The 23992-nt window shown below is 43.8% G+C and carries 22 protein-coding genes; 10 read left to right on the forward strand and 12 right to left on the reverse strand.

Translation table 11 applies throughout. From position 1 onward, the window contains the following. Window positions 1–370: 370 nt before the first annotated feature. Both recQ and nagB read right to left on the reverse strand, forming a co-directional pair. Entirely contained in the window at window positions 371–2509 is a 2139-nt protein-coding gene (gene recQ / locus L4D74_RS22785; protein WP_428754741.1) for a DNA helicase RecQ, read from the reverse strand. A gap of 334 nt (window positions 2510–2843) precedes the next feature. Next, window positions 2844–3644, reverse strand: a complete 801-nt coding sequence (gene nagB, locus L4D74_RS22790; protein ID WP_428754742.1) for a glucosamine-6-phosphate deaminase — start codon at window positions 3642–3644, stop codon at window positions 2844–2846. Window positions 3645–3981: 337 nt separating this feature from the next. Here nagB and L4D74_RS22795 point away from each other — a divergent pair, with 337 nt between their 5' ends. Beyond that, window positions 3982–4467 carry a fasciclin domain-containing protein gene (locus tag L4D74_RS22795; protein WP_428754776.1) on the forward strand — a complete coding sequence of 162 codons (486 nt, stop codon included), beginning with the start codon at window positions 3982–3984 and terminating at the stop codon, window positions 4465–4467. 141 nt (window positions 4468–4608) lie between these two features. On the opposite strand, the gene ohr is transcribed toward L4D74_RS22795, so the two are convergent. Further along, window positions 4609–5031: an organic hydroperoxide reductase Ohr gene (gene ohr, locus L4D74_RS22800; RefSeq protein ID WP_428754743.1), complete on the reverse strand. Its 423-nt coding sequence runs from the start codon at window positions 5029–5031 to the stop codon at window positions 4609–4611. A 125-nt stretch (window positions 5032–5156) separates the two neighbouring features. Here ohr and L4D74_RS22805 point away from each other — a divergent pair, with 125 nt between their 5' ends. From L4D74_RS22805 to L4D74_RS22815, 3 genes are all read left to right on the forward strand, one after another. Next, a complete protein-coding gene (locus tag L4D74_RS22805) occupies window positions 5157–5600 on the forward strand; it encodes a MarR family winged helix-turn-helix transcriptional regulator (RefSeq protein ID WP_428754744.1) in 444 nt (147 codons plus the stop codon). Window positions 5601–5603: 3 nt separating this feature from the next. Then, window positions 5604–6545 carry a LysR family transcriptional regulator gene (locus L4D74_RS22810; RefSeq protein WP_428754745.1) on the forward strand — a complete coding sequence of 314 codons (942 nt, stop codon included), beginning with the start codon at window positions 5604–5606 and terminating at the stop codon, window positions 6543–6545. 225 nt (window positions 6546–6770) lie between these two features. Continuing rightward, a complete protein-coding gene (locus tag L4D74_RS22815) occupies window positions 6771–7793 on the forward strand; it encodes a DMT family transporter (protein WP_428754746.1) in 1023 nt (340 codons plus the stop codon). Between the two features lie 68 nt (window positions 7794–7861). Here L4D74_RS22815 and L4D74_RS22820 read toward each other — a convergent pair whose 3' ends face one another. Together L4D74_RS22820 and L4D74_RS22825 are read right to left on the reverse strand one after the other, a co-directional pair. Then, a complete protein-coding gene (locus L4D74_RS22820; RefSeq protein ID WP_428754747.1) occupies window positions 7862–8998 on the reverse strand; it encodes a BamA/TamA family outer membrane protein in 1137 nt (378 codons plus the stop codon). 212 nt (window positions 8999–9210) lie between these two features. Then, on the reverse strand, window positions 9211–10695 hold the full coding sequence (locus tag L4D74_RS22825) for an aminotransferase-like domain-containing protein (RefSeq protein ID WP_428754748.1): 1485 nt from the start codon (window positions 10693–10695) through the stop codon (window positions 9211–9213). Between the two features lie 165 nt (window positions 10696–10860). Between L4D74_RS22825 and L4D74_RS22830 the strand changes: the two genes are divergently transcribed. From L4D74_RS22830 to sigZ, 3 genes are all read left to right on the forward strand, one after another. Beyond that, window positions 10861–11814: a DMT family transporter gene (locus tag L4D74_RS22830; RefSeq protein WP_428754749.1), complete on the forward strand. Its 954-nt coding sequence runs from the start codon at window positions 10861–10863 to the stop codon at window positions 11812–11814. 37 nt (window positions 11815–11851) lie between these two features. After that, on the forward strand, window positions 11852–12787 hold the full coding sequence (rarD, locus tag L4D74_RS22835; protein ID WP_428754750.1) for an EamA family transporter RarD: 936 nt from the start codon (window positions 11852–11854) through the stop codon (window positions 12785–12787). A gap of 178 nt (window positions 12788–12965) precedes the next feature. Then, window positions 12966–13508 carry an RNA polymerase sigma factor SigZ gene (gene sigZ / locus L4D74_RS22840; RefSeq protein WP_428754751.1) on the forward strand — a complete coding sequence of 181 codons (543 nt, stop codon included), beginning with the start codon at window positions 12966–12968 and terminating at the stop codon, window positions 13506–13508. 158 nt (window positions 13509–13666) lie between these two features. Here sigZ and L4D74_RS22845 read toward each other — a convergent pair whose 3' ends face one another. The 3 genes from L4D74_RS22845 to L4D74_RS22855 all read right to left on the reverse strand — a co-directional run bounded on the left by L4D74_RS22845 (window position 13667) and on the right by L4D74_RS22855 (window position 16107). Beyond that, window positions 13667–14815: an iron-containing alcohol dehydrogenase gene (locus L4D74_RS22845; RefSeq protein WP_428754752.1), complete on the reverse strand. Its 1149-nt coding sequence runs from the start codon at window positions 14813–14815 to the stop codon at window positions 13667–13669. A 214-nt stretch (window positions 14816–15029) separates the two neighbouring features. Beyond that, a complete protein-coding gene (locus L4D74_RS22850; protein ID WP_428754753.1) occupies window positions 15030–15368 on the reverse strand; it encodes a hypothetical protein in 339 nt (112 codons plus the stop codon). A 196-nt stretch (window positions 15369–15564) separates the two neighbouring features. Then, window positions 15565–16107, reverse strand: coding sequence for an NUDIX domain-containing protein (locus tag L4D74_RS22855; protein WP_489686383.1), 543 nt, complete (start codon window positions 16105–16107; stop codon window positions 15565–15567). A 198-nt stretch (window positions 16108–16305) separates the two neighbouring features. Between L4D74_RS22855 and L4D74_RS22860 the strand changes: the two genes are divergently transcribed. Together L4D74_RS22860 and L4D74_RS22865 are read left to right on the forward strand one after the other, a co-directional pair. Continuing rightward, window positions 16306–17949 (forward strand): mechanosensitive ion channel family protein, encoded by a 1644-nt coding sequence (locus L4D74_RS22860; protein WP_428754754.1) that lies wholly within the window; start codon window positions 16306–16308, stop codon window positions 17947–17949. A gap of 248 nt (window positions 17950–18197) precedes the next feature. Continuing rightward, window positions 18198–19052 (forward strand): SMP-30/gluconolactonase/LRE family protein, encoded by an 855-nt coding sequence (locus L4D74_RS22865; RefSeq protein WP_428754755.1) that lies wholly within the window; start codon window positions 18198–18200, stop codon window positions 19050–19052. A 44-nt stretch (window positions 19053–19096) separates the two neighbouring features. On the opposite strand, the gene L4D74_RS22870 is transcribed toward L4D74_RS22865, so the two are convergent. The 4 genes from L4D74_RS22870 to L4D74_RS22885 all read right to left on the reverse strand — a co-directional run bounded on the left by L4D74_RS22870 (window position 19097) and on the right by L4D74_RS22885 (window position 22458). Continuing rightward, window positions 19097–19342 (reverse strand): hypothetical protein, encoded by a 246-nt coding sequence (locus tag L4D74_RS22870; protein ID WP_250618068.1) that lies wholly within the window; start codon window positions 19340–19342, stop codon window positions 19097–19099. A gap of 504 nt (window positions 19343–19846) precedes the next feature. Continuing rightward, complete coding sequence (locus tag L4D74_RS22875; protein ID WP_428754756.1) at window positions 19847–20596, reverse strand: carbonic anhydrase; 750 nt, start codon at window positions 20594–20596, stop codon at window positions 19847–19849. A 302-nt stretch (window positions 20597–20898) separates the two neighbouring features. After that, on the reverse strand, window positions 20899–21396 hold the full coding sequence (locus L4D74_RS22880) for a GNAT family N-acetyltransferase (RefSeq protein WP_428754757.1): 498 nt from the start codon (window positions 21394–21396) through the stop codon (window positions 20899–20901). A gap of 72 nt (window positions 21397–21468) precedes the next feature. Further along, window positions 21469–22458 carry an endonuclease/exonuclease/phosphatase family protein gene (locus L4D74_RS22885; RefSeq protein WP_428754758.1) on the reverse strand — a complete coding sequence of 330 codons (990 nt, stop codon included), beginning with the start codon at window positions 22456–22458 and terminating at the stop codon, window positions 21469–21471. 92 nt (window positions 22459–22550) lie between these two features. Here L4D74_RS22885 and L4D74_RS22890 point away from each other — a divergent pair, with 92 nt between their 5' ends. Then, complete coding sequence (locus tag L4D74_RS22890) at window positions 22551–23738, forward strand: MFS transporter (protein ID WP_428754759.1); 1188 nt, start codon at window positions 22551–22553, stop codon at window positions 23736–23738. Window positions 23739–23992: the final 254 nt, after the last annotated feature.

Below are 23992 nucleotides of genomic sequence, written 5' to 3' on the forward strand. Positions count from 1 at the left end.
TTTAGAAACTAATGTCGGGGTAGATTAAATGGCAGGAGAAAAATAAAATCGGAACAGTCAAAGAATCTGTTCCGATTTTAGGTTTGAGTGAGATGCGAGCCGTTTAGAAGAGAGTCAAGTGGAAGGCGATTTTCTAAAGGCGTGAGGAGAACGAACCAAATTATTCAATAATTAGAAAATGGAGCAAAGGTGATACAAGTTATTCTAGAAAATGAACACATGACATAACTTGTATTCATTTTAGACGGTTTAGTTAATTTCAAACTTAATACGCTATGTAAATAATAAGGTATAGAGTCTGCCGTGAAAGAATTTTTAAGAGGAGCATACTGCTCCCCTAGTTAATATGGTGGTTTCGCGGGCATGATAGTTACGACAATATTGTTGTTTTATTCTGGGTTGCAACCATTTTGGCTAATATACATTTCAACATTCCATAGTCATAGCTTTGTTCGAAGTGTTCATAGAGAGGCTTTAACTTACCTTCTTGTAAAGTATCCAGCCTATTGGCTTGTGAGATTATTGTCTCAACCTCTGGTGAAGGTAAATCAATCACTTGCTCTAGGGCGCATGCACCGTTTTCAATGGCGATGGCCAAGTGCGCGAGTACTGTCGAATGCTTAATTTGGCGCTGCTCGGCAATGTCATCCACACTCAATCCTTGTTTTAACATCGACAAAGATTCTAGCTCGGTATCAGAGAGTGTATTTTCTTCTTTTGTTTTAGGCAAAATAGCGGTCAAAAAGCGTTCACCATATTTTTCAATCTTGGTGTCACCGAATCCGGAGATTTGGTTGAGTGCTTCTTTAGATTGCGGGCGTTCGGTTGCTAAAGCTTGAAGGGTTGCGTCGTGACAAATCATATACGCCGGGACCTGCTGCTCTGACGCTAAAGCGGCGCGAACTTCCCTTAATGTCTCGAATTGCTTACTGTCAGCTGATGTTAAACCAAGATGCTTCTGTTTCTTTGTGGTTTTCTTACTCGTCGAGCTATTTCGTAATGTTCTTAGCTGTATAGGGCGTTGACCTTTTAAGAAGGGACGACAAAGCTCAGTGAGTCTTAGGCTGCCATGACTGCCATGCACCTCGAGCAGATTCATCGCCAGCAGCTGCCTAAAGACACCTTGCCATTGTTTCGCCGACAGATCGGTACCAATACCAAAGGTAGATAACGTGTGGTGCTGGTTTTGTTCTATTCTTTGATCAGATTTGCCAAGTAAGATATTGATGAGGTAACTTGCGCCAAATCTCTGCTCGGTTCTGAATACCGTCGAGAGGGCTTTTTGCGTCGCTTCAAGACCGTCCCACGTTTCTGGTGGTGAGACACAGTTGTCACAATTTCCACATGGTGTCTCTAAGGTCTCACCAAAGTAGGCAAGTAAAGATTGTCTGCGGCAGCTAGCAAGGTCGCAGTAGCCTAATAAAGCATTGAGTTTTTGCAAAGAGGTGAACTTAAATTGTTCATTTGCATCAGAATTTTGCACCATCTGCCTTTGCAGTACCATGTCTTGCATGCCATACGCCATCCAAGCGTTAGCTGGTTCGCCATCACGACCCGCACGTCCGGTTTCTTGATAGTACGCTTCAATACTTTTCGGCAAGCTTAGGTGGGCAACAAAACGAACATCTGGTTTATCGATGCCCATTCCAAATGCGATTGTGGCCACAATGATGATGCCATCTTCACGTAAAAAGCGCTGTTGGTTTTGGGCGCGTTGCTCGTTGGACATACCCGCATGATAGGCGAGCGCTTGTTTTCCTTGGTCACATAGCCACTTTGTGGTCTCTTCTACTTTTTTACGCGATAAACAATAGACGATACCGGCATCCGAGGCATGGTTCGTTTCAATAAAAGACCACAGCTCTTGCTTAGCGTTACTGAGATCGGAGACATGATAGTGGATATTCGGTCTATCAAAACTATGTACAAAGATTTGGGCATTTTGCAGCCCAAGTTGCTCAATGATCTCATCTTTTGTTCGACTGTCTGCAGTCGCGGTGAGTGCAATTCTTGGCACAGAAGGAAAACGTGCTTTTAGGATGCTGAGTTTTTGATACTCTGGTCTAAAATCATGTCCCCATTGGCTTACACAGTGCGCTTCATCGATAGCAAATAGCGACAGGCGTGTTTGCTCTAATAGCGATAATGTTCTCTCCATTAACAGCCTTTCTGGCGCCACATACAGAATTTGAATTTCACCCATTAATAGCTGCTGTTCGACGGCCTGCTGATCATATGGACTGAGAGAGGAATTGAGGTAAGCGGCTTTCACTCCAATTTGATGCAGAGCATCCACTTGGTCTTGCATCAAGGCGATCAGCGGGGAAACGACGATGCCTACGCCTTCGCGAAGAATGGCCGGGATCTGATAACAAATAGATTTACCGCCACCTGTAGGCATTAGCGTTAGTGCGTCTTGACCCGAGATTAAGGTGTCAATGATAGTGGCTTGCTGATGACGGAAATCATCGTAGCCAAAAAGAGATTTGAGCAGCTGCTTTGGTGTCATTATTGTCAGAGAGAAAAGGTTGATGGAGGTAGTGTCGCAACCTAGCTCGCGCTTTTCAAGACTTGTTCGGTCTTGTTAGAGATTGCTCGCGATAATTTGATGACTTAATGTTAGCAAAATCGTAGCTGAGGAAGACTATTTCTAGAAAGAAAGAAAGAAAGAAAGAAAGAAAGAAAGAAAGGGATGTCGGGCCTAGCTTGGCATGTAAGCCCGACATTTACGGAGCTTTGGAATACGTTAGCACTCCATTGCTAGTCACTTTTTGTATCAAGTGACCTCTTTTTAGAACAAAAGGTAACAGAAAAGTTCCGTTTCCTTTTGCCAAAAAGTCTTGTTATAGATCTTTGATGTTTTCTACTTCAAGCTCGTTGAAGTATTTAACCGTTTTCACTTTTAGCTCTTGCTGTGCGGCTTCATCAGCAACGATGATAGCTTTAGGGTGCATTTGAAGGGCTGTCACTGTCCACATGTGGTTTACAGAGCCTTCAACTGCCATTTGTAGTGCAAGTGCCTTGTTGTGACCGTGCGTCAGGATCATCACTTCTTCTGCATCAAGTAATGTTGCAACACCAATAGTTAGTGCGTATTTAGGTACTTGGTTAATGTCGCCATCGAAGAAACGAGAGTTGGCAATACGAGTATCTTCAGTCAGAGTTTTGATACGAGTACGAGACGTTAGAGAAGAACCAGGCTCATTGAATGCAATGTGACCGTCGATGCCAATACCACCCATGAATAGGTTGATCTTGCCGTATGAACGAATCTTTTCTTCGTATGCTGCGCAGTGAGCGTTAACGTCTTCTGCTTGACCGTCAAGAAGGTTAATGTTTTCTTCTTGAATATCAATGTGGTTGAAGAAGTTGTTGTACATGAAAGAACGGTATGACTCTGGGTGGTTAGGGTCGATGCCGACATACTCATCCATGTTGAAAGTCACAACGTGTTTGAAACTCACTTCTCCAGCATTATGAAGCGCAATCAGCGCTTTATAAGTAGATAAAGGCGTACCCCCAGTAGGCAGGCCAAGTACAAATGGCTTGTCTGCAGTTGGTTGGAAAGCATTGATACGCTCAACAATATGACGCGCTGCCCACTTACCTACTTGTTCTGCTTTTTGTAATGGAATAAGTCTCATGTTCTTCCCCTGATAGAAAATTTTGTGTGTGCTGAAACATTAATTCGCATTATAAAATAAGTTTTTCGAGTCGGCTATTACTTTTCTTTGAATTTTATGTTTTTTCTTGATCGAGATCGCTAATGTGGCGAAATTCTCACTGCTTGGTATTTATGTTATTGCTTCTATAGCTCTAATTTTTATTAGTAAATAAAGTCACGGACTTAATTTACAGGATCGTAAGACGAGGCTATTGAAGCGAGGTGCAAATAAAAAATGATCGTTGCGTTTGGTTGTCACGTAAGCAGGCGTGACAACCAATAAATCGACGGAAAAGGAAGGCAACATGTTTAAGAAAATGACGGCACTTATAACAATGGTCGTTGCCAGCTTGTTTTTAATGAGTGGAGCACAAGCCAATCACCATGGTATGAAGAAAGACATTGTAGATGTCGCTTCAGAAAATGGTTCATTTAATACTCTTGTTGCGGCGGTTAAATCGGCAGGCTTAGTTGAAACATTGAAGGGAGATGGACCCTTCACCGTGTTTGCGCCGACAGATGAAGCATTCGCGAAGTTGCCAGCAGGCACTGTTGATATGCTTTTAATGCCAGAAAATAAAGACAAGCTGGTTGCGATTCTGACTTACCATGTTGTTCCAGGTAAGGTGATGGCGGCTGACGTTGTCAAACTGGACAGTGCCGCGACGGTAGAAGGACAATTGGTGAGCATCAAAGTCGAGGGCGGGACTGTGATGATCAATGATGCTAATGTCGTGGCAACTGACGTTGCGGCCAGTAATGGTGTTATTCACGTCATAGATACGGTTTTAATACCTAAATAAGGTGTGAGTAGATAAACAAGATGTGAATAGACAAATAAGCGGGTGTTGTCTCGTACAGCATTTGCACTTGCAATAAAGAGCGCACTAACCATGGTTGAGTGCGCTTTTTTATTCGAGATAACAAACGTCCCCGGTTAACGACTAAAGGGTTTGTCCATTAGCTGTTACTTTGACATCAACATTACCACGCAAGGCATTTGAATAAGGGCAAACTTGGTGAGCCACCTTCACAAGTTCAACGGCTGCTGAGGTGTCTAACTCAAGTGTTACGTCTAACGCCACATCCAAAACAAAGCCCCCATTTTCGTTTGCTTTTAGCGCAACAACCGCTTTTGTTGGTGCTTGCTTCAACGGAATTTTTTGCTGCTGTGCAACATGTAATATGGCATTAGAAAAACAAGCTGAGTAGCCTGCAGCAAAAAGTTGTTCTGGGTTGGTCGCGTTTCCTGTTCCACCGAGTTGTTTTGGGTAGGATAGGGCAAGGTCGAGCATGCCATCATCGGTTTTAACTTGCCCGTTGCGGCCAGCCAGTGCAGTTGCAGAAGTCGTATATAGAGCGTTCATCGTTAATTCCTGTCGTTATTGGGTTATAAATATTGATTTGATGTCAATTAGGTTGTGTGCAAACTATATTGATCATTTATGCTATTTGCAAGTATATTGTGCACAACTTAATTTTTGGATTCATAATGATGGATGTAAATAGCCCCGATAACTTAGATCTGGATAAGCAGGTTTGCTTTGCTTTATACAGGGCAAGCAACACGTTAATACGCGCATACCGTCCTATTTTGGATGCGTTAGACTTGACGTATTTACAATATATGTCGATGTTAGTGCTGTGGAAAAAGTCGCCAATGAATGTCAAAAATATTAGTCAGGATTTGAATATTGATTCTGGCACCTTGACCCCATTGTTGAAACGATTAGAGCAAAAAGGCCTGGTGCTGCGTCGGCGTTGTGAAATAGATGAACGTGCAAGACTGATCTCTTTAACCGATGCCGGTTGGGCGTTAAAAGAGAAAGCAGAGGCAGTACCTTCGGCGATTGCGTGCAAAGCAAAACTTTCCGCAAAGGATGCCATTGAACTTAAGCGCCTTTGTGACCAACTAACGATAAATCTAATGGAATAGATAATGGACTTTGACGGACTGTCTCGTGTTAGCTTTAAACATTTGACCGCTTTACACGTTATGCTGAATACCAATAGTGTGACGAAATCAGCAGAGATCTTATCCGTGACGCCATCAAGCGTGAGTAAGACGATCGCTCAGCTACGGGAAATTTTACGAGATGAACTGTTTTACCGCGATGGTACACAACTTACCCCCACCCGCTATGCGTTAAAGATTGCACCATTAGTGCACTCGATGCTAGCGAGCATGAACGGGTTATTGAACCAAACAAACTTTATCCCTCATCGATTCGAAGGGCGATTTTCTTTGTCGATGCGTGAAAGTACGTTTGAACTGTTCGCGAAACCATTGGCTCATTTGACAAATGAATGTATCCCTAACGGCAAGCTTAATATTCTGACTAAGGCAAAGTATGGCTTTGATGCGCTAATGAGCGGACAGGTCGACTTTATTATTTTGCCTCATGATGTGAGCCAGTCACCCACTAACATGAAGGATTTGATATGGGAGCCTATTTTAGAAGATGAGTTTGTCTGTTTGATGTCACCAAGCCACCCGCTAGCCAATCAAGAGCTCACTATTGAAGCCTACTTAGACAGTCAACATGTCGGGATTACTGATTCCGAGTTGAATCGTCCTTATTTCGAACAGACGTTACGGCAAACTCATCGTGCTCGTGATGTAAAAGTGATGCTGCCAGATTTTGGTTCGGCAGCGATTTTGTGTCATCAGTCCAATTTACTGTTTACTTGCTCTAAAAAGTGGGCTGACGTTGCAATGCAAGCAAAAGGGTTGGTAGCAAAACCAGCGCCTTTTGATTACGGTCGATTGGGTTATAGTCTAGTTTGGAACAAAGCGAGTATTAACGATCACTCAATTCAATGGTTATGTAATTATCTTAGAGGGCTAATTGATATTACTTCTGTTCACTTACCGGAGTGATGGAATAGTCGGGATGCTATTGACATAGGTTGCACAACGGTTGATTTGTCCGTAGTGTAATCAATGTTCATTTATGGAGAATCAAATGATACACGCAATGACTTACCTCTGGCTTCTGCTGCTTATACCTGTAGTCCGGTAGGTAACATTGTGCCTGGCTACGAGTGACGTAGTTAGGTTAGCCCTTCTCAACTTCTCGTAGCCCAAAAATATAGGGAGATGAGAATGACCAACCGCGACATAGCGAATGATAGTAACTCAGACAATCGCCAAGCAAACGTTAGCAATACGGAAAATAACGAAGCATCTAAGCAAGACGCCGGAGTGCGCGCGACCGACGCGACTCATGATGCGTTGCCCTCAAAAAAGCTGCTAACGGGAATACTGCTAGCGTTGCTCGGAGCAGCATTATTTTCAATCAAACCTATTTTGATAAAAATTGCTTATCAGTATGGCGGTGACACAACGGCGATAATGTCGCTTCGTGCATTTAGTTCGTTGCCTTTCTATTTGGTCGTGTTGGTGATGCTATGCCGTGACAAACAGCAACGAACAAAAGTCAAAAATCACGGTTTGATGGCCGCAGCATTGGGTATTCTCGGATATTACTGTGCCAGCTATTTGGATATTGAGGCACTAAGTTATATTTCAGCTCAATTGGAGCGCTTATTGTTGTTTCTATTTCCAAGTTTTGTGGTGCTTATTTCATGGGTTTTCTTAAAGAAGAAACCAAGTGCTAACGTGTTAAAAGCCGTGGTGATTGGGTATACCGGCATTACACTTATTGTGGCACATGATGTGTCTTCATTGGGTAGTGATGTTTGGCGAGGGAGTGCATTGGCGGTGAGTTCGGCGTTGATCTTTGCCTGTTACTTAGTGTTAAGCAAACCCGTTATTACGCAGTTAGGGAGTACTGCGTTTACCAGTATAGGTATGGGGAGTGCCGGCCTTGCGATTCTGGTGCATTTACAATGGTCAGAAACGGAAGTTATGCAATGGAGTGTGGAGCTTGTGTCACTGGGCATCACTTTGGGTGTGTTTTGTACGGTTATACCGTCTTACTTGATGGCAGGGGCGATGGCAAGGTTAACGGCAACGGAGTTCAGTTTGACGGCTAATGTGGGGCCGGTCATTACCGCTATCGCGGCAGTGACCGTACTGGGTGAAGAGTTTACGGCTTTTCATGCTTTTGGGATGGTACTAGTGATTACTTCGGTGTACTGGATGACAAGACCTAAAACCGAATGATGTGCAGCGCACCAGCCCAGTGATAGAATTAACTAAGCCTATAACATAGGCTTAGTTAATTCTGTTGGCTACCATGCCCCGCCGAATTGAATATAAGTCGTCCATTCTTCTGGACCCTTCGCGACATCCACACCCATTCTCAACCCGAGTTGTTTTGCCAATAAATAGCGAAAACCACCGCCGCGAGTGTAGTGTAATTTGGCCTGTCCGATGCTTTGGTCATGATCGAATGCCGTACCTGCTCCGGCAAATGCCAACACCGTCCAACGGTCATCAATATCATAGCTTAGTTCCACTTCTCCGAGCGCGGTGTTGTCTGCTTGGTAGCGCATGGCTGCGATGCCGCGCATTTCGACAAACGGCTTGGCGTAGATAGACGCAGGAAAGTCGACATTATCTGAGATGGATTTGGCATCAGCACGTAAACCCAGTCCCCAATCTTCTGATAAACGTCGATAATTATGAACGTAGGCATGATATTTCTGATAATTGAATTGCCCACCAAACGCTTTTCGATGGTGATCGACTTGAAATTGCGCTTTGGTTCCAATACGAGGTGCAAATTGATTGTTTCGGCTATCGTAGGAGACTCGCCACCCTAAACGCCCATCTTGAGAATCGGTATTGAGGTCCTTTTGCCCCGCAATGGTCGACTCCGAAGACATGTAACTGTATGAACCACCTACAAAAAAGTTGCTATCTCCTAAACGCACATCTAAATCTTGAAAAAAGTAGCTGCCTTTGAGGCTTAGGTCCGTTGCTCCTAGTTCTGGAATGGGATAGAACTTTAGGTTGAAAGTTGCACTAAATATTCCGCCTAAGTACCTCACGCGATCATTAAGCCAGTTTCCAGAATGAAAGCCCCCAACCATGTTACTACCATTGCTGGTTCCTAAGGCCATAACACCCGATACACTGGCAGGAATATCACCCACATGTTCACCGGCGAGACGCTTCGCTTTACGCTCTTCTGATTCATGAAAAAAGAGCAATGCTGCACCGCCGCCAAATCCGACGGCTGGGTCGGTGACAGTGAGAGGGATTGGTAAGAATCCTACGGCATTATCTAGGATAAACTGACTACCATCTAGGCGCCCATCGTCGGGGTCAATGAATGAATCCATTAGACTGGCGTGTACATAAGGAGCGGAAAAAAGTGTAGTAGCGAGCAGAGAGGTGAACGAAGATGTATAGATTTTTTTCATGGATTGTGTGTTCTTAATATTGAGGCTAGAAGGTGCTCCTTGCAACTAATGGTATTATAAACAGTAACTTTGGGTCCTGAAGTCAGCTGGGTGTCTATTATTACTATTTAATAGTGAACGACAAGTATCGACTATTGGCATAACGAATGATTTCTGACTTGATATTCCCTGTTTGCATTTTGTTGTCTTTTTTCCGTAGTGCAATCGTGTTGTCAGTGCTCATTGTCACTGCGAGTTTTGAAGTGTTTACGCTGTTGTTCCAGAATGGTAACAAAGCGATCAATACCAGTTCTCCATGCTCGATTGTCGTGAAAATTGGCGACATTAAAACGTAAGCAGTGCGCGTATTGTCCTTTACTGCCAAACAATGTCCCGGGTAATACTGAAACACCTTGTATTAAGCATTGATCATAAATTCGTTGACTGTCGTAGTGGGTGGGCAGTGTCAACCAACATAAAAAAGAACCTGTAGGACTTGTGAGTGAATATTGATCGTGAAAGTGGCTGTCCAAGCGCTGACGAAGCAGGGCGATAAAGTAGGTCAGATTGTTTTGATAGTAGCGTGTCATACGGCGAACATGTTGCTTATATTTTCCAGTGGCGAGAAACTCCCCAACAGCCGATTGGATCAGGTTTTGACTGCCCATATTGTCACTGATGAGCGAGCGCTCGATATGATGACGATATTGCCCCGCGATAAGCCAGCCGATTCTAAGGCGTGAGTCCAGCGTTTTTGAAAGTGACGTACAGTAGATCACTCGCTTTTGTGTATCGAGTTGCTTGAGCGATGGAATGGCAGCATTGTTGCCTAATGCACCAAAGACATCGTCTTCAATAATAGGAATATTTCCGCTGCTTTTTAGTAATTGTCTCCGAGCATCTAACGGCATTAAAGCTCCCGTTGGATTGGTATAGTTTGGCGTTACTACGATAGCCGCAACAGGCCATTGCGTGAGGGCAGATTGTAACGAAGGGACATGCAGACCAAACTCCGATGAGCTTGGGATCTCCAACGCTTTTAAACCTAATGATTCAAGCATTAATAAGATACCGAAATAGCAAGGAGACTCAACTGCGATAGTATCTCCAGGCTTGGTTACCGCTCGTAAAGCTTGGCTGATGGCCTGTTGTGAACCATTGGTGACAAATACTGACTCTCCTTGAAGTTCAATACCTTGGTCAATGGAAATTTTTGCGATTTGTTTGAGGAGTTTTTCGTTTCCCGGGGGGAGCTGATAGTGGCTAGGGATGTGCGATTGCGCTCGGCTGTGGCGACCAATTTCTGCGTACAGGCTACTAATTGCAGGGCCTTCGGTGTTTGGGTGAGCTGAGCCTGCGGGCATTAACAATGTGCCTGGAGATTGACCAAGGATTTGTTTGGTCATTGACAGTAAGTCGACCGTCGTGGGGACGGTATCAATCTGTGCTGAAATAGAAAATGGTGCCAAGCTGTTTAAAAATGAGCGATGCACAACAAATCCTGAACGGTCACGGGCAGTAATCTTACCTACGGCTTCTAACTCTTGATATGCCCGAATGACGGTGTTCTTTGCAACTCCTAATTTACTGCTGGTGGCACGAATTGACGGAAGCTTATCGCCCACATTTAAACCTCCGCTTTGTATTAGTCTTTCGATATATTCTTCGACCGCTTTATATCGAGAGACGACTTTGGTTTGAGTTGTAGGCATCATCATTCCTTAACATAGCGATGGAAACATAGCGACGGAAATATAGCCGCGGGCTTCCTGAGCCGTGCGACAACAATCTGTACCCATAAAATAAAAGAAAACTGTATCTTACTGTTAATTTTGTACCCTGTTAATTTAGCACCATCATGGAGCGAATGACTAGGTAAAATCATGTTGAAACAGACTATCCCATTTATTTTTGTTGTGCTTTGGGCATCGGGTTTTGTGGGCGCCAAAATTGGGTTGGTGTATGCCGAACCAGCAACGTTACTAACTATCCGTATGTTGGGTAACATTGTGCTGTTTTCAGTGCTTATCATTTTGCTTAGGCGCTCGATACCCAAAGGAAAAGCGCTGCTGCATTCTTGTGTTGTAGGTATGCTTATTCATGGTTTCTATCTAGGTGGTACTTATGAAGCCATTAAATACGGTATGCCAGCAGGGTTAAGTGCGCTATTAGTTGGCATTCAGCCACTTTTGACGGCAATAGTTGTCACTAGTTTTGCTAAGCAGGTTTTAAAGCCTTCCCAGTGGCTTGGTTTAGTTATCGGGTTTATCGGTATTGGCTGTGTCTTAGTGGGTAATATCCATTGGCAAGAGGGAAGTGAAAAGCTTGCTGCGTTCATTTTTGTCTTTGCTGCGTTGTTGGGCATTACTTTTGGCACGCTTTATCAAAAGCGATTTTGTCAGGGAGCCGATATGATTGGAGGAGCGATGACGCAATATGTTGCTGCTGCGATGTTATTTATTCCCGTGGCGGTGATGACAGAGACGCGAGAAGTGAATTGGACGTGGGCGTTTTCATTGACCATGTTGTGGCTGGTGGTCGTGTTATCTGGTGTCGCGGTGTTATTGCTGCTTTATATGGTAAAGCATGGCGAGTCTTCTAAAGTTGCCTCAGTATTCTATTTAGTTCCTCCGGTTGCCGCTGTCCAAGCATGGCTATTATTTGGCGAATATTTTGACCAATTTGGTATGTTAGGCTTTGCTCTAGCCTCTGCTTCGGTCTATCTCGTGGCGAAAGCACCAAGGCTAAAGTTATCGCGTTTTCATCCAGAGAAATTAATTCAAAAAAAATATAAAAATGTCGACAAAGGCATGTCCAAGCAGTATGAAATACGATAATGTCCGAGATTATTGACATCTTATAGTAAGAATTGCCATGTTAACCCGTTTTTTAAGCTCATCTGAATCAACAAAGGGCGTTGTTGCTTCTATCATTGCCTCGTGCTTGTTTGCACTAATGCCAATCTATGTTCAGTTTCAACCGGAGTTTAGTCACTGGTCTGTGGAGGGTGGAGAAGGGCATTGGATTGCCAGTCAGAGGGTGATATGGAGTGCACTCTTCATGATGATCGTGCTCAGTATTAGTGGGCGCTTTCTCCTTTTTTGGCGCGCGTTTCGTCAAACTCACCGTTGGCATCGATATCTGTTCTCAGCCTTGCTGGTAGGTCCTCAATACTGGATATTTGTATGGGCTCCTTTGTACGGTGAGACACTTTCTGTTGCGCTGGGTTACTTTTCTCTTCCGCTGGTATTGGTATTAGTGGGGCGGTTTGTTTATGGAGATCAACTGTCTCCTCTGCAAACCGTAGCATGTATTGTTGCAGCGGTTGGTGTGGCGTACGCCTATATGATGGCTGATGGTTTATCCTGGATTGTCCTGTTGATCGCTTTAGGGTACCCAGTCTATTTTGTTCACCGTCGTTCACTCAACATTCAAAGTGATGTGGGTTTTACTTTAGATAATGTATTTTTGTTGCCATTTGCACTTAGTGCGGTGTTCTATTTGCAGCCGTTGGATGTCATTCGTAACTTAGACCTATCTGTGATGGGCTATTACATTGGTTTGGCGATTACAGGCTCTGTACCAATGCTGCTGTTCCTCTTCGCCTCGCAGTCATTATCTATGTCACTATTTGGCCTGCTGGGCTATGTTGAACCGGTATTAGTTTTTGTCGTCGGGTTGCTATTGGGTGAGCGAGTGGCAACGGCAGACTTGCCTACCTACTTACTGGTGATGGCAGCATTAATGATATTGGCTATAGATGGAATGCGTCGGGCGCGTTCTCACGGCATGGTGAAAGCCAAGCGATAGCGGGTTTCGTGAGTGAGATAACATCGGGCAATAGCGTGATGTTTAGACGTTTTAATGAAGAGGGTTTAACCATGATACCATGGTTAAACCCTCTGTCATTTTTGCAAGTCAGAGACTGAACTGCACGATTCTTGGAAAGAAACCATGATTGGAAAGAAACAATGACTGAAGCGAAACTATGATTGAAAAAATATGGGCCGAGTATCAAGCTAGCCTGAAACGTTTTCTGTGGACTAAGTTATCTAATCCTGAGGATGTGGAAGACGTGTTGCAGGAAGTGTTGATTAAAACTCATCAAAATTTGGAAAAACTTGAAAGTCCGGACAGCGTTAAGGCATGGCTATTTCAGATTGCGAATCGAGCGGTGATTGATTTATATCGTCGCAATGGGCGAAGTGCAGCACTAGAGGGTGATTCGCTATGGTTTGAACAAGATGAAGAAGATGCTAAAACGCAACTGGCTCAGTGTATGCAGCCGTTGGTTGACTCTTTACCAGCGGCCTCTGCCGCATTGCTTACCGCCGTGGATTTAAATGGACAATCCCAGAAACAGTTGGCACAAGAAATGGGAATTAGCTATTCAACGTTGAAGTCGCGCATTCAAAGAGGACGCAGCGATTTACGCCATACTCTGGAGCAATGTTGTCAGCTATCTTTTGATGTTAATGGTAATTTGATGGACTTTCAGCCAAGGAAAAAGGGTTGTGGTAAGTGCGAATAGAGTAAGAAAATAAGGGGGCAACACAGTTACGGCCCTTATTTTCTTAGTATGTGAGAATGCTCTCAGTGTTCGATATATCTGGATTTTACATTGTAAATTTTAATTAACCTAAAGACGATTCCGCATTAGAGAATGCATCTCTGGGTTTGCAATAAGTGTTACATTGCAGTTTCGAATATCGCCATGATTTCTTCTTTTGACGCCTGTTTTGGGTTGGTCATGCAGCAAACGTCTGTCAGTGTGCTTTCTGCTAACGCGGAAATATCGGATGCTTTAACACCAATTTCCGTTAAATTGGCAGGGATACCGACGGTAGTCGCTAAATCAGCCATTGCATCGATAGCGCAAAGTGCGGCTTCTTCCACAGCCATTCCTGATACGTCTCTTCCCATCGCGACAGCAATATCACGGAATTTTTCAGGGCAAGCCGTATAGTTAAAGCGCTGCACGTGTGGCAGTAGTACGGCATTACAAACGCCGTGAGGTAGGTGGTAGGTCGCGCCAAGTTGGTGTGCCATAGCATGGACATAACCTAACAACGCATTATTGAAGGCCATACCAGCCATAAATTGTGCGTAAGCCATTTGTTCACGAGCTTCTAGGTTTTCACCGTTTTCGATGCACAGTGGTAAGTTGGTGTGGATCATCTCTATCGCTTTTAGGGCGACGGTGTTAGTGATGGGATTGGCAGCCGTCGAAACATACGCTTCAATGGCGTGAGTCAGTGCGTCCATACCAGTGGCCGCAGTCAGAGATTTAGGCATCGCAAGCATCAATTGCGGATCATTGACTGAGATAAGCGGTGTGACTTTTTGATCTACAATCGCCATCTTGATTTGGCGTGCTTCGTCAGTGATCACGCTGAACATTGTCATTTCAGAGGCAGTACCAGCGGTAGTATTGATTGAAATCAGTGGGAAAGGTGCTTGAGTTGCTTGGTTTATACCTTCGTAATCCTGGATCTTACCGCCATTTGTGGCTACCAGTGCCACGCCTTTCGCGCAATCATGAGGTGAGCCGCCGCCGACAGAGATGATTAGGTCGCAGTCGTTATCGACTAAATGGCTTAGACCTTGCTCAACATTGTCAATAGTCGGGTTTGGTTGAGTGCCATCATAGACTGCAAATGAGATATCACGCTCTGCTAATAGGTCGGTAATTTGAGCTACAACGCCGATTTTGTTGAGCACTGCGTCAGTGACGATCAATGCTTTCTTAAATCCTTGTTGCTCAATAATATCGATGGCTTGTGTTAAACACCCGTTACCTAACAAGTTTGTAGATGGGAGGATAATAGTACTGCTCATTTGAATGCTCCTTGCTATTCGTCATGATGAATATAAGGCGTAAGCTAACACGGAGTTTTTTTGAATTTTATGACTTGTGTCAATGAGAGTAATGCAGCACATTTAGTGAGCATTTTCATTTAATTTAATAAAATCAAATACTTACCTGGCGATATGGTTGTTATGTTATGCTACTCGGGTAGTTTACCTTCTCAAGTATAAGGAAAGCGGATGGTTAATTGAGACTCAGATCACCTAATGTGACTTTTGATAACGCGTTGTAAGCCATATTCGAGTAGTGAACAATTTGCGCAGCGCCTTCGAGTTCGAACCCTAATTCTAAGGATTCTTTTGTGCGTTCATCGACCTTGTTCAATAATTGAATGCAAAACGATACGTCGTCATTGGACCCTTTTATAGAGTCTAATAATTGCAAACTCATTAATTGGTCGGCGAGTTTTCTTACTGTCACTTCTAAATCATAAGCGTCTTCAGTGCGGCAAATTTGTTGTTGGTATTTCTCTAGTAATTTTAATGTGATGACAAGATGTTCTTGTAGCGTCAACTGATCCATGTTTTTACTTATCCTATTGGAAACGAAAGGTGTATAACTTCTATGTTAAACACCAGTGTCGCCCATAAAATGTTCACATGCAGGAAACAATTAAGTAACGCGATCTATATCTCATTAAATGTCATTTGTTTCATATTATGCGCTGGAGTTAATGGATCGATAGCGCGCAACCTGTGGAGTGAAAAAGTCATTGAGTTTATTCGACGATGAGCCCTTTTAGCTTTGCCAGCCCCCAAGCGCCAGTCGTGACGATATCTTGAATGTCACCGGCGATAATCATGGCCTCAAATTCTTCGATGGAAAATGATTGTGTGATTAAATCTTCTTCTTCGATATCAAGTTTACGTTGTGCTTGGGTTAATTCTGTCGCGAGATAGATATGACAAGTCTGTTTTAGAAAACCGTAGGCGATGAGCTGTTGCCCTACAGCCACCATGTTGCCAGCGATTAATCCGGTTTCCTCTTGAAGCTCACCTTTTGCCAGAGTCAGCGGATCAACGTCAGGATTAGACTCCCAAGCTCCTTGGGGAAGCTCCCAGTATCGGGCACCAACGGAGTAGCGATACTGCTGTACTAGGTGAATATACCCATTATCAATGGCGATGATCACCGCGCAGTCTGGCTTTTCTACCACACCGTAAATCCCTTCTGTGCCACTTTCTCTTTCAATCTGATCTTCTCTGACCGTCATCCACGAGTTTTGATAGACGACTTTTGAACTTAGGGTTTTGATGGACACTGCGTTGGCTCCTTTTCGTTATCATCTAAAACGCCTAGTTATCACATAGAACGTTTGTCAGTATGTTGTTTGTACCGCATAAGCATTGTATTGAATCAGTACGATGTCACAGTTAATGAAGATGTCGTGACAAATAGGCGGAAAGTATAGGGATTTCTACTAGTTTGCAATTAAGCCGAGTGGGTTGGAGGAATACGTATGAAACCATGGATGATGATGTGGCTGTTGAGCCTAAGCATGGTGTCGTTTCAAAACATAGCTCAGAGTTCATTTCCACTGGCCCCTCCAGATACCAGTTCACCAAGTGCCACATATAATAGTTATTTAGATCTTGTAGAGGAAGCCAATCAAGCATTAAAACAGGTCGTTGAGTCGTCAAAACCGATGACGGATGCTGAAAAGCAACATATCTATAGCCTTTTTGATAAAGCCACGCAAACCTTTGACTTGTCGGGAGTGCCGGCCTCGAATCACCAAAGAATTGGCACAGAGTCAGTGATGTTATTAAAAGAGGTACTTGACCGGTTACCGCCGTTTGATCTTGATACGATCCCAGCCGATCCGGCAAGTACTAGATGGCGTGTACCCAATTCGAATATTGAGATTGTTGCCGATCCGCAAGGGCAGTTTTTGTTCTCTCAGCATACTGTAAATAATTTGTTTGAGTATTATTCGCTGGTGCAGCACTTACCGAGTCGTGACACCGCAGGGGTAGACTACTACCAGTATTATTCACTAAGTGCAGGTCGCCTTATCCCTCCCAGTTGGTTTGAGTACATTGAAGCATTACCTGAGGAGTTTATGTTGGAGTTTGCTGACCAAGCGGTGTGGCAATGGCTAGCCATTGTGGTAGTGAGCGTTTTTCTCGCGAGTTATTCTTTTATAGTGTATCGACATGTCAAGCGCGCCATTGTAAAGCCTTTGCTGATGGCAATTGGCGTGTTTGGTTATATTTGGGTTTCGGACTACCAACTTAATCTAACCGGCAGCGTAATGAACTTCATTAATATTGTTGGTGAACTATTACTTTGGCCGTTGGTTGCACAAGTCGCTTATATGTGGGGTGCGTCAACGTGCAACTGGTTACTCGGGGGCGGGCAGCAGGACAATGGACTACGCAGAAGTCTGAGACAAATTTCCGGCACAATTATAGGCAGCTTGTGCGCCGTTGGCGTGCTGGGTTTTGGTTTACATCGCTTAGGTGTGCCAGTTTATGGCATTGTCACTGGCTTAAGCTTGGGCGGAATGGCGATTGCACTTGCGATTCGTCCAACAATGGAAAATTTGATAGGGGGAGTGATTTTGTTTATGGATCGCTCGCTATCGGTCGGTGATTTTTGTGCAGTAGGGTCAATATCTGGTGTGGTTGAGCAAATAGGCGTGCGCTCCACTCGAATTAGGGCAAAAGATCGCACCCAGGTGACGATAGCAAATGGGGATTTGGCTAAAATGCAGATTACCAATTTTAGCCGACGTGACAGGTATCCATTTTTGGTTAAATTGGGGCTGCGTTACGAGACATCGATGGAAACGATGGTGCAGATAACTCGAGGTATTCAGCAGGTTTTGTCTGATCATGAGTCGGTACTAGAAACGCCACTGCGGGTCCATTTCTCTGCTTTTAGTGATTACAGTATGGATATAGATGTTTTCGCACACATTGACACATCCGACAGGGAAACATTCCTAACTATTCAACAGGGGTTGTTAGTGAAGATTAATGCCGTGATTGTCGAGCACAATGCCAAATTCGCCTTACCTTCGAATACTACTTATTTAAACCCGGACAGCTTGGCTCAAATGACAACGCCACGCAAGGTCGTAAATGATATGAGCCAGTGATATACGAAGTAAGACGATATAACAGCGTGCGTTGTACCTGTTAATTACTCGCTTTCTGAAGCAAAACCGAAAATGCCGCTAGCTCCAATCCTGACTTTTTGTTAAAAAGAGCAGATAAAATGAGAGTGCAGCGGCAAGTTATCTTCATAGTATTGTTTGTGTGCTAATCCGCATAGTGAGCGTACTAATCTGCATAGCTGGCGTGTACTCAATAACTCCCAATTGAAAAATAGTAAAAGGACATAGGCGTGCAACCCAATATTCAGTTCGAAAAATTTGTAGACCTAGATTTTGACCTTGCCGAATGCCCTCGATGGGATTGGCGTAATGACTCTTGGATGTGGGTAAACATCTGCGATGGTGAGTTATGGCGCAATAAAAACGGTGAAAATGAAAAGCTCGAATTCGGTGAGCCGATTGGCTGTTTTGCTTTGTATGGTGAGCAGGGCTTCATTGTGGCGTTAAAATCAGGAATGTACCTTGTTGATGGTTGGAATAGTGAGAAAACCTCGCTAGCACCGCTGGTTTCTGAGTACCCGAGAATGCGTTACAACGATGGGCGCGGTGCCCCGGGTGGACGCTTTGTTGCCGGGACTCGTAATGGTGCGAAAGTTGGCGACCAAGGTCAGTTTCACCAATTGAATCTTGATGGCAGCATTGAAGCATTACCTATGTTTGCTTGGACTTGTAACGGCTTAGCGTTTTCTCCTGATGGTCAGTGGCTATATTGGGCAGATACAGGGTCAAGTAAAGTCTATCAACATAGCTATAATCCACAAACGGGTGAATATGGCGAGCAGGAGCTACTTTGTGATCTTGAAGGTTATGCGGGTCGACCAGATGGCGCAAGCGTGGACGTAAATGGTAATTATTGGGTTGCAATGTATGCCGGACAATCGGTAGTACAGATTTCACCACAAGGCGACGTTATACAAGTTGTCAGCGTAGAATCAGAGAATCCAACCATGGTGGGTTTTGGTGGTGAAGCGATGTGTGATCTGATGGTGACGTCTGCTGCGGGTAAGGACGAAAAGGGTCAGCTGCTCATTGCAAAAGGGGTAGTAGAAGGCTTGAAAGAGTCACTGGTTACTGTCGAGTTATAAGTCGGTTTGATTAATTTAAACAGCGATATCAAGGATATCGCTGTTTAAGACGTCATTAATAGTCTTTGTTTTTCCGTTCTGTTCATCTCACTTAAATCATCTTCTGTGATGTATTTTTTCGCGACTACGTTGCCGGACACAACTAAGTGTGAAATGTAGTCATGCCTAGGTGATGACGGCATATTACTCCACAAAAAATCGGCCTTTGTGGTATCGGAAAATTGGATATTTAGCACAATGGCGTCTTGCTCATCTCTTACGTCATAGACGTTAATTTCACATTGCCTCATAGGTCACCTTTTTATTTAGTGGACGCACTTTGTTTAGTGAACTCACTAACGTTAAACCAAAACAAGTAATAGAAGAATGCGGTTTACTGTATTCGTCGTCTGTCTCTCAACACTGCAACATGTTCTCATATTTGTTAACGTTCAGGTTACGCGTAATCCATACGGTAAACTTTGAATTACTTCTAAATGCCTCAACCCCGTCTGGTAAAATTAGTAAATTTGGAATAGACCTCTTAAAAAACCACGCCTAACTGACGCTTTTTCTTGGGTTTTCTAAAGTCAACTTTGAATTTACAAATCTCAGTATTGATTTACACCGATCATTCTAATTATCTAAAATAACAGGCTCCTTCAAGCGATATTAGGGTCACAAGCCTTGATGGATTTTTGTTACTGGAGGTGACTATTGAACAGCAGGTGATTGTTAGAAGAAAGGGATCGTGTCGTGACTGAAAAGTGAGAGAAGGTATGATTTACCAAAATTGGTAAACCATACGAGACGGATTACTGCAGTACTTTTCTGGCGTGGATTGGCTGAGTGGGTCTAGCATTATTGCCCATGATGGCTTTTAGCTGGTCGATTTCTTGTTGATCTGCGGTTTGTTTATCTTTAAGTACAAACCAACGAACGCCTTCACTGCACGGTGGTGTGGTCAGGGAGCCACTAAAGCGATAATAACTACGAACTCTAGGAAGGAGTGAGTCGAGGGTAATAGATGCAGAAGGCTGTATAGTTTGCTTATTGTTTGGGATGTTCGACAGTACTTGCTTTAGTGCGCTGTCTTCTCTTAATCCTGCTTGATAAAAAACGCTGACGACAGCTAAGGCATTATCGCTATTGGCGTGGACAAAATGCGCCTCTAGTGGCGAATGTTTACCGTTCAGCGTATTTTCCGAAGGGGTATGGAAGTGGAACTGTTTGAGCGCAAAGGTATCCCCATCGATACTGAGCGTATTTTCTCCAGTGACATTTACTTGCACGGTATGTCCGTTATTTACTATGTCAGACACTTGGCCTGAATAGTTCATAGCTAGGTTGGCTAGCGAGGCGTCAATGGTGACGTTGCTATTGATGTCGATAGGGCTCTGATTTTTGCCGTCAGAGCAGGTAGCGCTAATGGCTCCCCAACTATCAACCCCATGCTTGCCTTGATAGCCCCACTCTGATGCGATTGTGATTGAAGGCGATAGTAATGCCCCACAACTGATGAGTGCCAATAAGCCTGTTCGATAATGCGCTGCTCGTGTTTTCATACGGTCTCCTTATCTTTGCTGAAGTGATGAGCCAGTAAGCCCAGTTCTTTTGGATGAACAAGCGTAATTATGACTTCACGACATGTCGCCCCTTTTTTAAAGTGACAAAGACTAAGGGATTTATAGATATATGCTATCGAGTGAGTATGGGTTTGTGAGGCTAGTCCAAGTTTATGCAATGGGTTGCTTTGTCGGGCTAAGGCCAAATTTGTCACAGTGGCAAGAGAAGAATATTTGCGGGGATAAGTCCCCACCAAGGGAGGGGACGAGGTTGGTGGTTATTTTTAGACGCCGTGCAGTGATTAAAGTTGGTCCTTTAGGCGTGCCATATAGTAGGTGGAAATAAATTCACCATCACGTAATGCGGAGCAAAGTGCTTCACCTTCAATTTCAAAGCCGTACTTCGTATACAGTGCAATTGCCGCTTTGTTGTCGGCATTGACTTCAATTTGAACGCGCTGCACATTTAGCCAGTTGTCCGTCAGCTCTAAGACGGTTTCTATTAATCGGCTGCCGATGCCCATACCGTGAAAGTCATCATGAACACCTAGGCCAAAAGTGGCGCAGTGCGCGGTTCTTGGTCGTTGTGAATGCTCAAGACCAATGTTACCAACAATTTTCCCATCCAGTTCGGCGACAAAACTGTAGACACCAACGGGCATGTTTTTTAGTCGCTCTTGCCACATTGTGATAGATGGGAAGGGGAGCTGAAGCGTTTCGCGCTGCGCTTTTGGCTGAGAATAGAGGTGTGTTAGTCCTTCAGCATCTTTAAGTTCTGTTGGTCGGATAAGGATGTTCATGCTCGCGTCCTAAAATTGGATGGTATGATATAACTAATTGATTCTAAGAGATTATGCAATAGCTTCTGCACATTATTCTCTGTCGGCTCTGAGTTTGACCGTTATACTGACAATAGCGTGATCACTACTGACGTCATCAATGCCAAACCTTGGGTCGATGATGTGTTTGTCGATCAGTTGATAGTTTTGTAGCTCGAATAGCGGCTGAGCGTAGCTAATATCAAACTCAGGGGAGAGGAGAATGTGGTCGAGCCGGTTTCCGTGCGCACCATAGTAATGGGTCACGGGGGAAGCCGTGTTAGGTGACACTTGTCGTTGCTGAAATAGTGCCCAGCTATCTAATAAGGTAAAGGGTAAAAGAGAACTCGCCGATGAAGGTTGTCTTCTTAAGTGATTGGATCGCAGAGGGCTAAACTCAATCGCTTCAAGATTATTGTTGAAGTCTCCTAAAAGGACCACTGGGTTATGTGTGGCTTTTTTGCGCGTTACAATGGCGTTTTGCAGTGATAGCACTTCCATTTGTCTGAGTTGTGTCGAAGCATTAGAGGCATGCAGCTCATTTAGCCATTGCTCGACGGTTGACTCAAGAGTGGGATCAAGGATATCGGAAGCTGGCCGCTGAGATTTCAGATGGACATTGTATAAGTCGATATTTCTTTCGCCACCAAGGTTGAGGGTGACATGCAATGGAGGACGGCTAAACTCACCGTATGTGCTGGTTAGGAATGGTAGATTCGCTTGTTGTATCAAAGGAAAGCGAGATGCAAAGGCAAGTGAAGGCTCTGAGTAAATGTATTCCGCTTCAACATGACACTCTTGGTTTAGATAAAAGTAGTGATAACCAAGCTTGTCTAAAAGCATGCGGAGTGCCTCTGCGGAAAAGACTTCTTGAAACGCGATAATGTCGGCATCTAGCACGCGCAGCGTTTTTTCTAACCAATTGGTCTTTTGAGTCCATTGTTGGCTGGTGTAGATATTGTCCATTTCATAGAAGGCAAATGGTGGCGCAGCGAAGTTACATAAGTTAAAAGTCGCGAGTTTTATTGTATTTATATTTTGCAACGGTTTAGACTCCACATTGGCTCGTAACATCACTCGAATAATAGAACGAGCATCTATCAGATCAATAGTATCAGTACTTCAGGAAAATAATCATGTTATCTAGTCATAAATCACAAGACTGGCGTACGCCACAAAACTTTCTCATTATCATTTCTATTATTGTTCCTATCGCGTTTTCTAGTTGGATGGCGTTGTTGAATAACTTTGTGATCGAAAAGGCCAATTTCGATGGTGCTGACATTGGTTTGCTGCAAAGTGTTCGAGAAATTCCGGGGTTCTTGGCATTTACGGTGGTGTTTGTGTTGCTGTTCATAAGAGAGCAAAAGTTTATGGTGCTTTCACTACTGATGCTAACGTTAGGAACGGCTATTACAGGGCTCTTCCCCTCAGTGGCGGGCTTATTGATTACGACATTTATTATGTCTACCGGGTTTCACTATTTTGAAACGTTAAAGCAGTCGTTATCTCTGCAATGGTTGAATAAAGAAGAAGCCCCAGAGGTGCTAGGAAAACTAATCTCCATTGGCGCTTTGGCGTCGTTACTGACTTATGGTGCACTATGGGTCATGCTCGAAATTTTTGAGTTGGATTACATTTGGGTTTATGGCATTTCTGGTGGTATTGGCTTTGTGTTGGTTTTGGTGATTGCTTTTGCGTTCCCTCAGTTTAAGACCGAAACCCCACAAAACAAGAAGTTGGTATTGAGAAAGCGCTATTGGTTGTATTACGCATTGACCTTTATGAGTGGCGCGAGACGACAAATATTCACCGTTTTTGCCGGCTTTTTAATGGTAGAGAAGTTTGGTTACAGCGTGGCTGATATCACGTTACTTTTTTTGATTAATTACTTATTTAACTTTTTATTTGCGAAAAAAATCGGTCGTTTCATTGGTATTGTTGGAGAGCGTAAAGCCCTTATTTTCGAATATATAGGTTTGATCTTTGTTTTTGTCGGTTATGGCCTAGTACAAACCGCTGAGTGGGCTGCTGCTCTGTATGTGGTTGATCACTTGTTTTTTGCGCTGGCATTGGCAATAAAAACCTATTTCCAAAAGATTGCTGATCCTGCAGATATGGCATCGACCGCAGGTGTGTCATTTACCATTAATCATATCGCAGCCGTGGTGATCCCGGTAACATTTGGCGTTATCTGGCTTGTCTCGCCTGCGAGTGTGTTTTATATCGGTGCGGCGATGGCAATGATATCGCTTGTGTTGTCTCTGAATATTCCAAGAAACCCAGAAGAAGGAAATGAAGTTCGAGTCCTTAAGTGGAACTAATGCGTTTTGGTTTCCATTTGTCTGATGTTGGATTGAATCGTTGGATTGAATCATACTCGATGTGTGATTGAGTTGAGATAGGGTTCGTTAATTCTTATGCATAGGCAGCCTTTGGGCTGCCTTTTTTAATGATCTCTATCACAAGCAATAGGGAAATAAACGCTACAACCGCACTCTGAATACTGGTATGATTATTAAAAATGAACCGCCATTTCATAAAAATAGATTTCTTTTTTCGAATTTGTAATGACTGG

This window comes from Vibrio cionasavignyae (assembly GCF_050337155.1).
Lineage (GTDB): Bacteria > Pseudomonadota > Gammaproteobacteria > Enterobacterales > Vibrionaceae > Vibrio > Vibrio nomapromontoriensis.